The 13,395-nt window shown below is 56.6% G+C and carries 7 protein-coding genes; 1 reads left to right on the top strand and 6 read right to left on the bottom strand.

The genetic code is table 11. The features are described 5' to 3' along the window. Nucleotide 1 precedes the first annotated feature (1 nt). Nucleotides 2–895 (bottom strand): non-homologous end joining protein Ku, encoded by an 894-nt coding sequence (gene ku, locus LG204_RS00615; protein ID WP_230335458.1) that lies wholly within the window; start codon nucleotides 893–895, stop codon nucleotides 2–4. Nucleotides 896–1,507: 612 nt separating this feature from the next. Between ku and LG204_RS00610 the strand changes: the two genes are divergently transcribed. Then, nucleotides 1,508–2,083, top strand: a complete 576-nt coding sequence (locus LG204_RS00610; protein ID WP_230335457.1) for a hemerythrin domain-containing protein — start codon at nucleotides 1,508–1,510, stop codon at nucleotides 2,081–2,083. Nucleotides 2,084–2,177: 94 nt separating this feature from the next. Here the strand turns inward: LG204_RS00610 and LG204_RS00605 are convergent, their stop codons facing one another. From LG204_RS00605 to LG204_RS00585, 5 genes are all read right to left on the bottom strand, one after another. Next, entirely contained in the window at nucleotides 2,178–2,639 is a 462-nt protein-coding gene (locus LG204_RS00605; RefSeq protein ID WP_230335456.1) for a hypothetical protein, read from the bottom strand. Between the two features lie 92 nt (nucleotides 2,640–2,731). Further along, nucleotides 2,732–5,539, bottom strand: a complete 2,808-nt coding sequence (gene treY, locus LG204_RS00600) for a malto-oligosyltrehalose synthase (protein WP_230335455.1) — start codon at nucleotides 5,537–5,539, stop codon at nucleotides 2,732–2,734. Next, entirely contained in the window at nucleotides 5,536–7,446 is a 1,911-nt protein-coding gene (treZ, locus tag LG204_RS00595; protein ID WP_230335454.1) for a malto-oligosyltrehalose trehalohydrolase, read from the bottom strand. Before treZ ends, treY begins: the two co-directional genes overlap by 4 nt. A gap of 129 nt (nucleotides 7,447–7,575) precedes the next feature. Continuing rightward, nucleotides 7,576–11,190, bottom strand: a complete 3,615-nt coding sequence (gene treS / locus LG204_RS00590; RefSeq protein WP_230335453.1) for a maltose alpha-D-glucosyltransferase — start codon at nucleotides 11,188–11,190, stop codon at nucleotides 7,576–7,578. Continuing rightward, on the bottom strand, nucleotides 11,191–13,344 hold the full coding sequence (locus LG204_RS00585; RefSeq protein WP_230335452.1) for an alpha-1,4-glucan--maltose-1-phosphate maltosyltransferase: 2,154 nt from the start codon (nucleotides 13,342–13,344) through the stop codon (nucleotides 11,191–11,193). Between the last annotated feature and the right edge of the window lie 51 nt (nucleotides 13,345–13,395).

Raw genomic sequence — 13,395 nt, 5'->3', positions numbered from 1 at the left:
CCTATCTTCGAGTGGCTTTGCGAGGGGCGGGCTGTTGCTCATGCTGTTCCGCTTTTTTATCTGCGGCTTTTTCAGATGGCTTTTTTTCAGGCTTTATACGGCGGCCGATGCTCTCTTTCAGCAGCGCCATCAGATCCACGATATTGCTGGATGAGGTGTCGGCCGGGATGTCGTCTTCGGGCTCCATGACGGCATGCGTTTGCTTGTTGCGAGTTTTCTTTTTCACCAGCGCCAGAATGTCTTCGCGAAAATGGTCATGAAACTGCTCAGGGTTCCAGGGTTCCGTCATGTCTTCGACCAAGGCATGCGCCATTTTGATTTCCTTGTCACTCACGCGGACCTTGCTGGCACTTTCCTCCGGCAAGCCCAATGCCTCGGCCGGACGGATATCCTCCGCGTAGCGCAGCATGTTGAGCACGATCACCTGATCCACCACCATCAGCGCGGCCAGGTGCTGCTTGGTGCGCATCACGATCTGGGCGATGCCGATACGCTCAGCGGTTTTCAGGGTTTCACGCAGCAGGGCATAGACTTTCTCACCGCCTTTGGTGGGCTTGAGGTAATACGGCTGCTCAAAATACAAAGGCGAAATCTCGCTCACGTTCACAAACGCCTGAATATCGATGGTCTGAGTAGCCTCTTTATTGGCCTGGCGAATCTCGGCATCGGTCAGCACCACATATTCGCCTTTTTCATACTGATAGCCTTTGATGATATCTTCGGTGTGAATCTCCTTGCCCGTGGTTTTGTTGTAGCGTTTATACCCCACAGGCGAAAAGTCGCGCCGATCCAGCATATCCAGGTCTATCCCTGGCGCGTTATGTGAGGGATAGAGTTCGACGGGTATATGCACCAAACCAAAGCTGATGGCACCTTTCCATATGGCTCGCGGCATAGCGTTTCCTGAACATGAACGGATGGCATGAATGAGGTGCAGGCGCATGGACTCCACTTGCCTGCAGCATGACGCTTATTATTCGAGCCTTAGATGGATGAACCCTAGTAGTCCTGGGCTGAAATCTCTGTCGGAATATCCCTAAACGATGGGCGTTGCTCAACACATGACGGCCGGTAAATGAAGATGGTAATCCGCCAGAAAACCAGACGATTCCTAGGTGAAATAAAGGCTTAGGGTATTTCCAGATGGGCTTGCCTCTGTCATGTTGAATAACTAAAATGTTGTGCAACATTATCCACGCACTATTCAACAATCTGGAATGAAAAGGCATTCTGCGCGCTATGTTGAACGACGACTCTGAGCCCAATAAAAAAATACCCTCAAGGTGGTATCAGGATTATTTTTTGGAGCTATGTATCGCCATATTTCTACTGTTTATGGCACTGCTGAATCATTTTTTCTGATGATCATGGCGACTTGAAACCAGACCCTGCTGTCAGGTCATTCCCTACAGTATTTCCTACATGGCAATCAGCGTAATCTGCTGGCTCGGCGTTGCCGCAAGTGTCACTCTCAAGCTGCATTACAACCCACCTTGAGGAGATGAAAATGACTATGCCACGCCATGCGGATGCGACCGTAAAAGCGACTACCCGGCGCACCGCGCAGAAAAAAGACGTCATCCAGCACCTGACAGATGATCACAAGAATGTGAAAAAGCTGTTCAAGCAATACAGCAAACTGGCCGAGAAGGATGACATTGAGGGCAAGACCGCCATTGCCAACCAGATATGTCTGGAGCTCACGGTGCACACCCGTGTAGAGGAAGAGATTTTCTATCCTGCCGCCCGTGCCGCCATTCATGACGATGATCTTCTGAATGAAGCGGTGGTGGAACATAGCAGTGCCAAAAGCCTGATCGGGCAGATTCAATCCATGAATCCAGCTGACCCCATGTACGACGCCAAAATGACGGTGCTCAGTGAATATATTGATCACCATGTGGAGGAGGAGGAAAAGGAAATGTTTCCCAAGGTCAAAAAAGCCAAGGTTGACCTGGAAGAACTGGAAGTGGAGCTAAGCAAGCGTAAAGGCCAGCTGATGGCGGAAGTCGTCAATACCGAAGGGGGTATCGATATCAAGAAACTGAAAGCGGCCGTGCAGCAATCGATGCCCAAGCATTAAGCACCAAGCGCTTGCGGGGAGTTACCCAAAAAAACAGGAGCCAGCGGCTCCTGTTTTTTTATGATCCTGAGTAGCAATAGCCCATGGTAAACCGCTATTTGGTGTTTTCCTTGATGAAAAATCCATCGGTTGGGGGCATCACCTCGGGCTTGGATTTGTCAGCCTTGTCCTTGGCTTTGTCATCAATGATCTCCGGCTCAGGCTGGCTATCCTCGTGATTGGCAGGCGGGTATGCCTTGTGAGGATCGGGGGTCACGGTTTCAGGTGGATGCTGGCGGTAATCGGGGTCTGCCGTGGGTGGGTTGGGCTGATCCAGCAGGTCGGGCTGGGAGGGCGGCTGTTTTTCGGGCTGCCTGTCGCGCGGATGCTTGCCAGCATCCGGGAAAGCCTGGCCGCCGGATACGTTTTCATTTTCAAGATTATCGTCGTCATGGCGTGAAGCCGCGTCGGCCGGGCAGATGCCCGATTCATCCATGAAGTGATCAGAGGGGAATTGCCAGTTACGATGGTATTCAAAGCTGGCGGCGGGAGTGCCTGCCATAAGGGCTGAATGCATGATGATCTCCAGAAATTGAGGAATCAGGCATACACCTTAAGCATGGATGCACAGGACAGGCATCGGAGAGCGGCTGTTATGTGCGTCAGACGTTATGTAGGTTCCAGCGCCAATACGGCCAGCGGTAGTGTTGAAAACAGCTGTGCCATGGTCAAGCCATTATCGGTCACCGTATGAATGTTACCGCTCAGGATATCGCGATAACGACTATGTAAATGCCAGCCATTGCCTAAGCGAGTATCTTGCCAATTGCCCAGGTGCAGAGTGCCATGATGGGTAAGCAAGGCATGGCAAAATCGCGGCACCACGACCAACAGGCGCTGCTCTGCATGCTGCCGCTGAAAGGCCACAATCTTGTCGCCATGCATGCCTTGCGCATACAGCGGCTGATAATCGCCTGCTTCAAACAACAAGGGATGCTCCTGACGGTAATGGAGCAGCTGGTGGATGATGGTCTGCTTGACGCCGCCATGGCGCCAGTTGGCAAGCTGGGCTGCCAAGGCAGGCGAAGCATGAAAAGCCTGCGCGCGTTGCTGGTAATCGACCGAGCGGCGATTGTCCGGATCGACCAGGCTGAGATCCCAGAATTCGGTGCCCTGATACAGGTCGGGTATGCCTGGCACCGTCATGCGGAGTACGGTCTGCGCCAAACCATTCATGGCCCCGGCCGGGGCGATTAGCTCAATAAACTGGACGAGCGAGGTCAGAAACTCGCTACTTTGTTCCGGGTCGAGAATGTTTTTCAAAAAGCCAGCACAGGCCTCTTCGTAAGGCTCATTGGCCTGCACCCAGCTCGACATCCATTTTGCCTCGCGTATGCTTTTGATGAACCAGGCTTCCATGCGCTCGCCATAGGCTTGCAGCCCGGCTTTATCGCTTACCTGCAAGTCAAACGGCCATGCGCCCACCAGCATCTGGTACAGCATGTATTCATGCGTGATGCGGGGTGCCTCATACGCCACATATCGCATTTCATCGGGGAAAACCCGGCGATGAAAGCGACGGTTCATCTCTATCCACCGCTTGACCATCAGCTCCCATTGCGCTGGCACTTGGCTGATGACCGCGATGCGCGCACGCACGTCTTCGCCGCGTTTGTGATCGTGGGTGGCAGTCGCCAGCAGATTGCCCGGATACAGGCTACGCCGCCGCTGGCAGGCATCATGAAACGCCGATATATCCAGCGTGAACATATCGGGGTCGCTGCCAACCTCATTGCGGGAAACCAGCCTGCCAAAGCGGTAGAACGCCGTGTCTTCCATGGATTTGGCGCACAAGGGCGGCATCAACTGCTGAAAACGGGTAATGGCACGCTGCGACAGGTCGGATATCGCTGGCGGCTGCTGCACATGTATCAGGTCGCCACGCAGCCAACTGAAAATAATGTCCACCAGTGGCTTGTCGACATGGCCCAGCGTGCGCCTGGCCTTGATGGCTGTGCTTTCAAACAGCTCCTGGTCCTGTACATCCATGCCTTCTACCGTGACATAGCTGCGATACACCGGGAAGTGCACCAGAATCTCGGTAAACACGCGCCGGATCGATGCCAGCGAATAATCGCGCGTATGCAGGTCAGCGCGGGCGATGGCATGCAGGGCATGCACGGCGGCCTCGAATTCGCTCACCAGATTTTCCGATAGCAACTGGCGGCGTGCCTGTTCTACATGCTGATGAAACGATTTTTCATCTTGGCTTAGCTGGTGCCACAAGGCATTCAATGGCTGATCCCCTTGCGGGTCATGCAGCAGGGCCGACACCTGGTCCATGAACTCATAGCCGGTGGTACCATCCAGCCCCCAACCCTCGCGCAGCCATTCGCCGGGCGCCAGAATCTTCTCGGCAATCATGTAGAGTGGCGTGCGCAGATGCGGTGGCCGGTTCGGCATCAGCGCTTCCAGTCGCGCGCGCAACTTGCGGCAATAATGCTGCGGTTGCGCCAGCCCATCAATATGGTCAAGGCGCACGCCATCAATCAGGCCCTGCGCATACAGCTCGAACAGCAGCGAATGCGTGGCTTCAAACACTTCATCCAGTTCCACCCTGACACCCGCCAGCTCGCTTACTTCAAAAAAGCGCCGCCAGTTGATCTGGTCCGACGCATTGCGCCACCATGTCAGGCGGTAGTGTTGCCTTTCCAGCAAGGGGTGTAGTTTCTCGATACGGTGGTCCGAGTAGGTAGCCAGGGCCTGGTGGATGGCGGCTTCCACGGCCGGTTGCAGGCTGAGTGTTGCCAGCGCGGCCAGCACCTGGTTCACCTGGCTCTGTATGTCCAGAAAAGGCAGGCGGTAGTCTATGCGCCGAAATTGCTCGAGCAACGGTGCCAGGGCCGCATGATCGGCTGCTTGCAAAATATCCGCATAGTCCGCCAGCGCGATAGGGAAGGCATTATCAAAGTAGCGTGCCTGGATGCGCTGCGCGTAGCGGTCATATTCCAGCCGGATGTCACCCTGATCTATCACCACGCCATACGCATCGCCTAAAAATGGCGCCAGGATTTTGTTGTGGAGATAAGGGTCTGGCGAATGCCAGTCGATATCAAACCACATGGCATACGGGCTATGGCGCCCCCACTCGAACACATGCTGCCACCAGGGGTTATCCGCGCCGCCCACGCCCATGTGGTTGGGCACAATGTCCACGATCAGGCCCATATGTGCATTGCGCAGCGCTTCCACCAGCCGGGCCAGACCCTTGCGCCCGCCCAGCTCGGGGTTGATCTGCGTCGGGTCCACAATGTCGTAGCCATGGCTGGAGTTGGGCCGCGCAGTAAAAATCGGAGAGGCATAAATATGGCTGATGCCCAGCTTGGAAAAATAGCCCACGTGCGCCAGTGCATCGGCAAAGGTGAAGCCTTTATGAAACTGCAGGCGCAGGGTAGAGAGCGGATGCTGCGGTGTCATGGATGCCGGTCGCCTCTCTCAAGGCTGGCTTCGTTTTCCGTTCCCAGCGGGCCTTCCAGCAATACCAGGCAGCTATAGCCGCCCAGGGTTCCCTGCATTAATGCTTCGCGGGTGTTGCCCACATCCAGCAGGGTTTGCGCCAGTTTGTCTTCTGGCCACTGCTCGCCGAAATCCACCGCGATATCACTCAGATTCAGCAGGATTTCCAGCGTGGCGCCATTGCCCAGATGCCAGCGTGCCTTGACCGCCGCCGGGCCTATGGCATAGGCCGCCAGCGTTTTTGTATGCTCCAGATAAGGGGCAATATGCTGGTGGCGCAAACTCAGCAGCTGCCGAACCCAGGCCTGCCATTGGGAGGCGCGATTGATGTCGGCATCGTCACTGCCCAGCGGGCGGGGGATGGAGGCATTAAAGCTCTCGATATCGTTCGGGTTGGGGATTTTTTCGGCAAAACTCGCCTTGGCGAATTTCTCAAAGGTCGCGAATTCACGGCGGCGACCTTCCCATACAGCTGCCGCCAGATCGGGGTTTTCATGGTCCGTGAAATACAGAAAAGGCTGGGTAGCGCCGAACTCTTCGCCCATGAACAGCAGCGGAATCTGCGGGCTTAACAGCACCAGCCCCATGGCCGCACGCAGCGCTGGCTCGGGCACCAGCGTAGTCAGGCGTTCGCCAAAGGGACGGTTACCGATCTGGTCATGGTTTTGCAGAAACAGTACAAACGAGGTCAATGGCAAATGCTGGCTGATCTCCCCTCTGATACTGTCCTGCCGGTGATGCGAGACTTCGCCCTGGTAGACAAAGCCTTCCGCCAGGCAGCGGGCCAGTTTCTCGGCGGGCGCTTCGGCATAATCCGAGTAATAGCCTTCGGTTTCGCCGGTTAGCAACACATGCAGCACATGGTGGCCATCGTCATTCCACTGCGCGACAAAACGGTCGCCCATCAGGCTCGCTGCATTGTCGTCATTTTCTGCCACCAGATGCACATGGCGCTTGCCTTGGTAATGCTCGCGCACCTGTTTGATGGTGTCCCCCAGCCAGGGTTTGTTCCAGATGGCATGGCAAGCATCAAAGCGCAGGCCGTCAAAGCGAAACTCCTCCAGCCAGTAGTAAATATTGTCGACAAAAAACTGCTGTACATGCGGCTCGGCAAAATCAATGGCATCGCCCCACGGCGTTTTGTACTGATGCGTGAAAAACCCGGGAGCGTAGTGCCACAGGTAATTGCCATCCGGGCCGAAATGGTTGTAGACCACATCCAGAAAGATCGATAAGCCAAGAGCGTGGGCTTCATCCACCAGTGCCTTCAGATCATCCGGCGATCCATAGCTCACATGCGGGGCGAATTGCAGCACGCCGTCATAGCCCCAGTTGTGGGCTCCGGGGAAACTGGCAATCGGCATCAGCTCTATGGCGGTGAATCCCATGGCGGCCAGCTCGGCCAGTTTGGCGCGTACACCGACAAAACCGCCCATCAATCCGGCATGGGTTTCATAGATCACGGTTTCATGCCATGGGCGGCCTTTCCACTGCAGATTGCGCCAGCGATAGGATTGCGGGTCCACCACCACACTGGCGCCATGCACACTGCCGGTTTGCCCGCGTGCGTAGGGGTCAGGCACCAAGAGCTCGCTGCCGGCCTGATTGATGACGCGATACTGGTAAGGCGTACCAGCGCCACACTCGGCCAGGGTGCGGAACCAGCCTGTAGCGCGGTCTGGCCGCATAGGCACCACAGGCCCCTTGTCGAGTATAAGGTCGACCTGACGGGCGTCGGGTGCCCACAGCCGGAAGTCGGTTTCTGTCAGCCCGAGCAGCTGCGCACCCCCTGCCAGCCGGTAGCTGAAGGTGTTGCGTGATGACGGGGCAGGCACCTGCTCAGGCCTGAATGGGGTAGAACTGGACATAAGGTTTTCCTTGGCGTTTACCTTGAATCATGGAGACTTCATGCCATGAGAGTGGGGCGATGGGCGCAAGAGCGTTTGCCCCTGCATGGTGATTCGCCTGGCTTGCGATCCTGGAAAGAGGTGTTCTGCTCACGTTCTCGCTGCCTTTTTGCCTGGCGAGGGTGGCTTGTCATGCGCCAGGTCGTCCAGCAGCGATTGCAGTCCTTCCAGTGGCACTTCTGTCCATGAAGGCCTGTGCATCAGCTCGTAGGCAATTTCGTAGCCTACTTTTTCCAGCTTGTAGAGTTGCAGCAACGCCATATCCGAGGCATGGGCGTACGCCCCCGCATTCAAGGTTTGCTCTGGCTGGCTTAGCGGATGGGGTAATGCGTGTTCAAAGTAGCTTTGCAGGAAAGCGGTTTCGGAGATGTCCTTGTAGCGTTGCAGAATCTGCCTGCGCGGCAGGTTGCCGCCACTGCTGGCATACAGCTCGCTTTTCTCGATAAAGGCGGCGACGTATGAAAACGAGCGGATCAGCCCGGCGACATCGCGCAGTGGATTGTCTTTTTGCCGCCGCTCGGGCAGGGGGCGTGCCGGTTCGCCTTCAAAATCAATGATGAGTACATCCTCGCCCACTACCAGCACCTGGCCGAGGTGAAAGTCGCCATGAATCCGCGTCAGGGCTTGACCGCGGGCATGGTCTATCAGCGCATCCACGCAGGCAAACACCTCTTTCTGGCGGCCCAGCACATCTGGCAGCAATTCAGGGTCCACCAGATTATCTGCCTTGAAGTGTACCAGCCCGGCAAATGCCTCGCGCCATTGGTGCACGATGCGCTGCTTGAGGGCGGTGAGATCGGCCTTGGCCATCTGCTGCGGCTTGAAGTCCTCATGCACTGTGGGTAGCGAAAGCAGATTGTGCAGCTCGGCCAGCCGCTTGCCGAGGGTAGCGGCAAAATTCTGCAGTTCTTTCATGGCATTGGTGTCTTCCGGTGCCAGCGGCTGGGCGGCGATGTCTGCTGCATTCAACTGCTGGATGACAATGCCCAGTCGATCTATGGTCCATTGCCAGGCATCGCCCTGGTTATGTACATAGGCCTGCATGACGATCTGGGTATGGCTCTCGCCCTCGGCATTGGTAAACGCCATATGGCCCAGCAGGGCGGGGGTGTTGCGGTAACCCAGCTCGTCCAGCCGTTGTGCCATTTCAAGCTCGGGATGGGTGCCAGCCTGGTAATGCCGCACCATTTTGACAATGGCAACATCGTTGATAATCAGCGAGCTGTTGGATTGCTCGGCATGCGGCCGCCGAATATCAAGCCCGGTTTTGCCATCGCTGCCTTTGAAATCAAGGGCGCCAAAAGCCGCCGTCGATTCAAAGTGCAGCTCGCGGGCACCCTCGCGGTAATGGTCGGAATTCCGGAACTGCTCCAGCAGGGTGTGCGCAAATTCATCCATGCAATAGGCATCCACCAGCAAACCCACTTTCGCGCCTTGGCGCACACGGCAGATCACATGTTGCTGGATCACCGTGGAGGTGGACATCTCCTCCGGCACAATGCCGAGCGGCATGAAAAACCAGGCATTGCTTTCGCTGGCGGCGACGCTTACCAGCAGAAAATCCGCGCCACTGATATCCGGTCTCGGCAAATGACTAAGGTATTGCAGGTTGACCGTCATAGGACCCTTGGCTTGGCCGCCTGCTTTTTTGCCGGTGTCTGCCTGGTTGGAAAACCAGCGCTGACGTGCCAGATAGGCCGGGAATATCTCGGTCTCCAGGCGTTGTTGCAAGCGTGGCTGCATGAGGTCATGTATGCCGGCATTGAGCACCAGCGTGCGGTATTCGGGGGCAACAAATGGTACGGTGCTGAGGCGCGAAGGCGTAGCCAGCGGGCTTTGCTCGTTACTCAGTCGGAACCAGTAGAAATCATAGGGGGCCAGCGTCAATATATAAAGGGAAGGGCCGATCACAGGAAACTTCTCTCCGCCCATCAGCTCAGTGGGCGTGTAGCCTGCGTACTCCGAGAGATCGAGTTCCACCGCCTGTGCCGTACTGCCGACATTGGCCACGCACAGCAATATTTCATCGCCCAGCGCCTTGATCCCATCCGCTTGGGTTGCTGATGCCTCTTCAGGCGGGATGTCGCCCTGGGTTTTTTCTGGGGGAGGTGCGCTGTGGGCACGCTCGGTCTGAGTCGGATCAAACGCGGTATTCGGGCTGGGTTGCGCCAGCATTTCTTGCGGCTTGTATTCGCGCAGATAGGCGAGAATCTTGCGGTTGGCCGGGTACAGCATGCGGAAGCTACCGCGGCCAAAGGCATAGAACTGCTTGCGCACGGCCAGGAGGCGGCGCATCCAGTTGAGCAGGGAATGCGGGTCCGCGCTTTGTGCTTCCACATTGACGGCCTGATAGCCGTAAAGCGTATCCATGTTCAATGGCAGCACCAGCCGCGCCGGGTCGGTGAGTGAAAATCCGCCATTGCGATCCGGGGTCCATTGCATGGGCGTGCGCACGCCATCGCGGTCGCCCAGGTGGATGTTGTCGCCCATGCCGATTTCGTCACCGTAATAGATCACCGGCGTGCCGGGCATGGAAAGCAGCAGGCTGTTCAACAGCTCCAGGCGACGACGATCACGCTGCAACAGCGGGGCCAGGCGCCGCCGTATGCCGACATTGAGCCGAGCCCGGTTATCCGCGGCGTAAAAGTTGAGCATGTAGGCCCGCTCATTATCGGTGACCATTTCCAGCGTCAACTCATCGTGATTGCGCAGGAAAATCGCCCACTGGCAATCGCTGGGGATATCCGGCGTCTGCTGCAGGATATCGGTAATGGGAAAGCGGTCTTCCTGCGCCAGCGCGAGGTACATGCGCGGCATGAGCGGAAAGTGGAACGCCATGTGGCATTCGTCGTTATTGCCGAAGTAATACTGCACATCTTCTGGCCACATATTGGCCTCGGCCAGCAGCATCCGGTCGGGGTAGCGCTGATCAATGAATTGCCGGATTTTTTTCAGGATCTGGTGGGTTTCCGGCAGGTTTTCATTCGAGGTGCCTTCACGCTCTATCAGGTAGGGCACGGCATCCAGCCGCAGGCCATCCACCCCCAGGTCCAGCCAGAATTCCATGATGCTCATGACCGTATTGAATACGCGTGGATTGTCGTAATTGAGGTCAGGCTGGTGGGAGAAAAAGCGGTGCCAGTAAAAGGCATTGGCCACAGGGTCCCAGGTCCAATTGGATTTTTCGGTATCGGTAAAAATGATACGGGTCTGGCTATAGGCGGTATCGGTGTCCGACCATACATAAAAATTGCGGGCGGCGGAGCCTGGCTTGGCCTGCCGGGCGCGCTGGAACCAGGGATGCTGGTCCGAAGTGTGGTTGATGATGAGCTCGGTGATCACGCGCAGGCCATGCTTGTGGGCTTCGGCGATAAACCGCTTCACATCAAATAGATTGCCGTAGTCAGCATGCACGCCGCGATAGTCGGAAATATCATAGCCATCATCCCGGCGGGGCGATGGATAGAAGGGCAGCAGCCACAGGGTATTCACGCCCAGGCTGACAATGTAATCCAGCTTCTGGATCAGCCCGGCAAAATCGCCTATGCCATCATTGTTGCCGTCAAAAAAGGATTTGACGTGCACCTGGTAAATCACCGCATCCTTGTACCAAAGCGGGTCGCGCGTAAATTGCAACGCACTGCTCCGGCGGTCGGTACGTTTCTTGTCGCTGGTTTTTTTGTCTGTATGTTTGGGTGTAGGCATTTAACGGTTTCCGGCGTCCAGGCGCCAAATGGCAAAGGGGCGAATGGCAGGGTCAAGCTCCACGGACAGGTATTTCCCCTGCCAGCGGGCGGGCTGGTTATCCCACAAGTCGAGGACATCTACATCGGCGTCATCCGCCAGGCCCAGCAGATACAGCGGTATTTGCAGCGTGGCGCTCTGCGTGGTCTGCGGGTCGAGATTGATCGCTACCAGCACCACCGTGGCGCTGGGGCGAGTGATATCGCGCTGGCCAGTCTTGGAGAAGAACAGCACCTGATCATTGCTGCTGGGGTGAAAACGCACGCCAAGGTGGGTTTGCAGGGGCGGGTTGTCGCGGCGAATCTGGTTGAGGCGGCTGATCTCGGCCACGATATTGCCCGGGCGCTGCCAATCCCAGGCGCGGATCTGATACTTCTCCGAATGGTTGAATTCCTCGCTGTCGGGCAGGGCTTCGGATTCGCATAATTCAAACCCGGAAGAAATACCCCACAGGCCGGAGAGCGTAGTGGCAAGGGCGGCGCGGATCAGAAACCCCGGACGGCCGGATTCCTGCAGGAAAACCGGGTTGATATCCGGCGTATTCACAAAGAAATTGGGGCGGAAGAAATCCGCAATTTCACCTTGCGCCATTTCCTGCAGATAGTCGGTCAGCCCCTGTTTGTCGTTACGCCAGGTGAAGTAGGTATAAGACTGGCTGAAGCCGGTTTTCGCCAGCCGATACATCATCTTGGGTGTCGTGAAGGCTTCGGATAGAAACACCACATCGGGGTGCTGCTCGCGCACGGTGCGCAGTAGCCATTCCCAGAAGGGCAGGGGCTTGGTGTGTGGATTGTCCACGCGGAATATCTTCACGCCCTTGGCGATCCAGTGCAGCAGGATATTGCGCAAGGCCAGCCACAGATGCGGGATGGCTTCGGGCGCATAAAATGCCACATTCACAATATCCTCGTATTTCTTCGGCGGATTTTCAGCATGGCGCAGCGAGCCATCCGGCCGCCAGTCAAACCATTCCGGGTGCTGCGAAATCCATGGGTGGTCGGGTGAACACTGGATGGCAAAATCCAGGGCGATCTCCATGCCATGCAGGCGTGCCTGTTCCAGCAGATGATCCCAGTCATCCCAGGAGCCAAGCTGCGGATGCAGGGCCTCGTGTCCACCTTCATGCGAGCCAATGGCGTACGGGCTGCCAGGGTCGCTGGCCTGGGCGACCAGCGCATTGTTGCGGCCCTTGCGATGGGTTATGCCGATGGGATGGATAGGTGGGAAATAAAACACATCAAAGCCCATGTCACGAATGGCGGGCAGGCGGGCGACGACATCGCGCAGGGTGCCATGGCGCTCGGCATCGCCGCTTTGCGAACGCGGAAACATCTCATACCAGCTGGCAAAAGCGGCGGCTTTGCGCTCTACCACGAGCGGGAATTTGATGCTGCGTGCCATGAAGTTTCGCGGGTCCAGCGCATCCATCATCTGTGCAACATCGCCTGATAGCAGCAGGATGAGCTTGACCTCATCGCGTCCCGAGTAACCGGAGAGATCGAGTCCGCTGGCATCGACCTGCTGCAGCTCACCCTGCATGGCGCAGGCGGCGGTGATCTCGGGCGCCTCCAGTGCGCAAACCAGTCGCGCCAGAAACTCCTTGGCGCTCAGCGTATAGCTGTTTTGCGCAGGCCCGCCATTCGCGCTGGCGAGGTATTTGGCAATGAGCAGGCGACCCTCTTCGATTTCGAGCTCGACGGGCATTCGGGCTTGCACTTTTTTGCGCAAGTTGGAAACATAAGTACCAAACTCGTCATGCCAGGCTTCAATGTAAAAGTAATGGCAGCCGATATCCGGCGGCACAAAACTGGTCTGCCAGCGATCATTCCCCAGGCTTTGCATGGCAAGGTAATGCGCCTGTCCTTCTTCCCCGCTATGCCAGGCCAGGCACACCCGCAACAAGTCATGGGTATCCATGAATACGTCAGCACTCACTACCACCGACTCCTGCTGCTGGCGCTTGACGGCAAAGCGTCCGTTGTCCACGCATGGGGTCACGTTTTCAATGGCAATACGGGAGCGATGCAATATCGCAAACCGATATTCCAATACCGCCGCATCCTTGCTTTGCTGCAAGGGGTCTGGCGTGTGATCAAGGTCTTCCGGCAACATCATCCGCAATGCTTTCCTGGTTGAGATCCTGTTGAAAAAATGGGAGTAACAAGC

Source organism: Methylovorus menthalis, from assembly GCF_020523625.1.
GTDB classification, from domain to species: Bacteria; Pseudomonadota; Gammaproteobacteria; order Burkholderiales; family Methylophilaceae; genus Methylovorus; species Methylovorus menthalis.
Note: the sequence above shows the minus strand (reverse complement) of the source record. Positions and strands in the feature narration are given on the sequence as shown.

Coding starts and splice junctions, on each gene's coding strand:
- ku (WP_230335458.1), bottom strand. CDS start 895: ATGCCGCGAGCCATATGGAAAGGTGCCATCAGCTTTGGTTTGGTGCAT.
- LG204_RS00610 (WP_230335457.1), top strand. CDS start 1,508: ATGACTATGCCACGCCATGCGGATGCGACCGTAAAAGCGACTACCCGG.
- LG204_RS00605 (WP_230335456.1), bottom strand. CDS start 2,639: ATGCATTCAGCCCTTATGGCAGGCACTCCCGCCGCCAGCTTTGAATAC.
- treY (WP_230335455.1), bottom strand. CDS start 5,539: ATGACACCGCAGCATCCGCTCTCTACCCTGCGCCTGCAGTTTCATAAA.
- treZ (WP_230335454.1), bottom strand. CDS start 7,446: ATGTCCAGTTCTACCCCATTCAGGCCTGAGCAGGTGCCTGCCCCGTCA.
- treS (WP_230335453.1), bottom strand. CDS start 11,190: ATGCCTACACCCAAACATACAGACAAAAAAACCAGCGACAAGAAACGT.
- LG204_RS00585 (WP_230335452.1), bottom strand. CDS start 13,344: ATGATGTTGCCGGAAGACCTTGATCACACGCCAGACCCCTTGCAGCAA.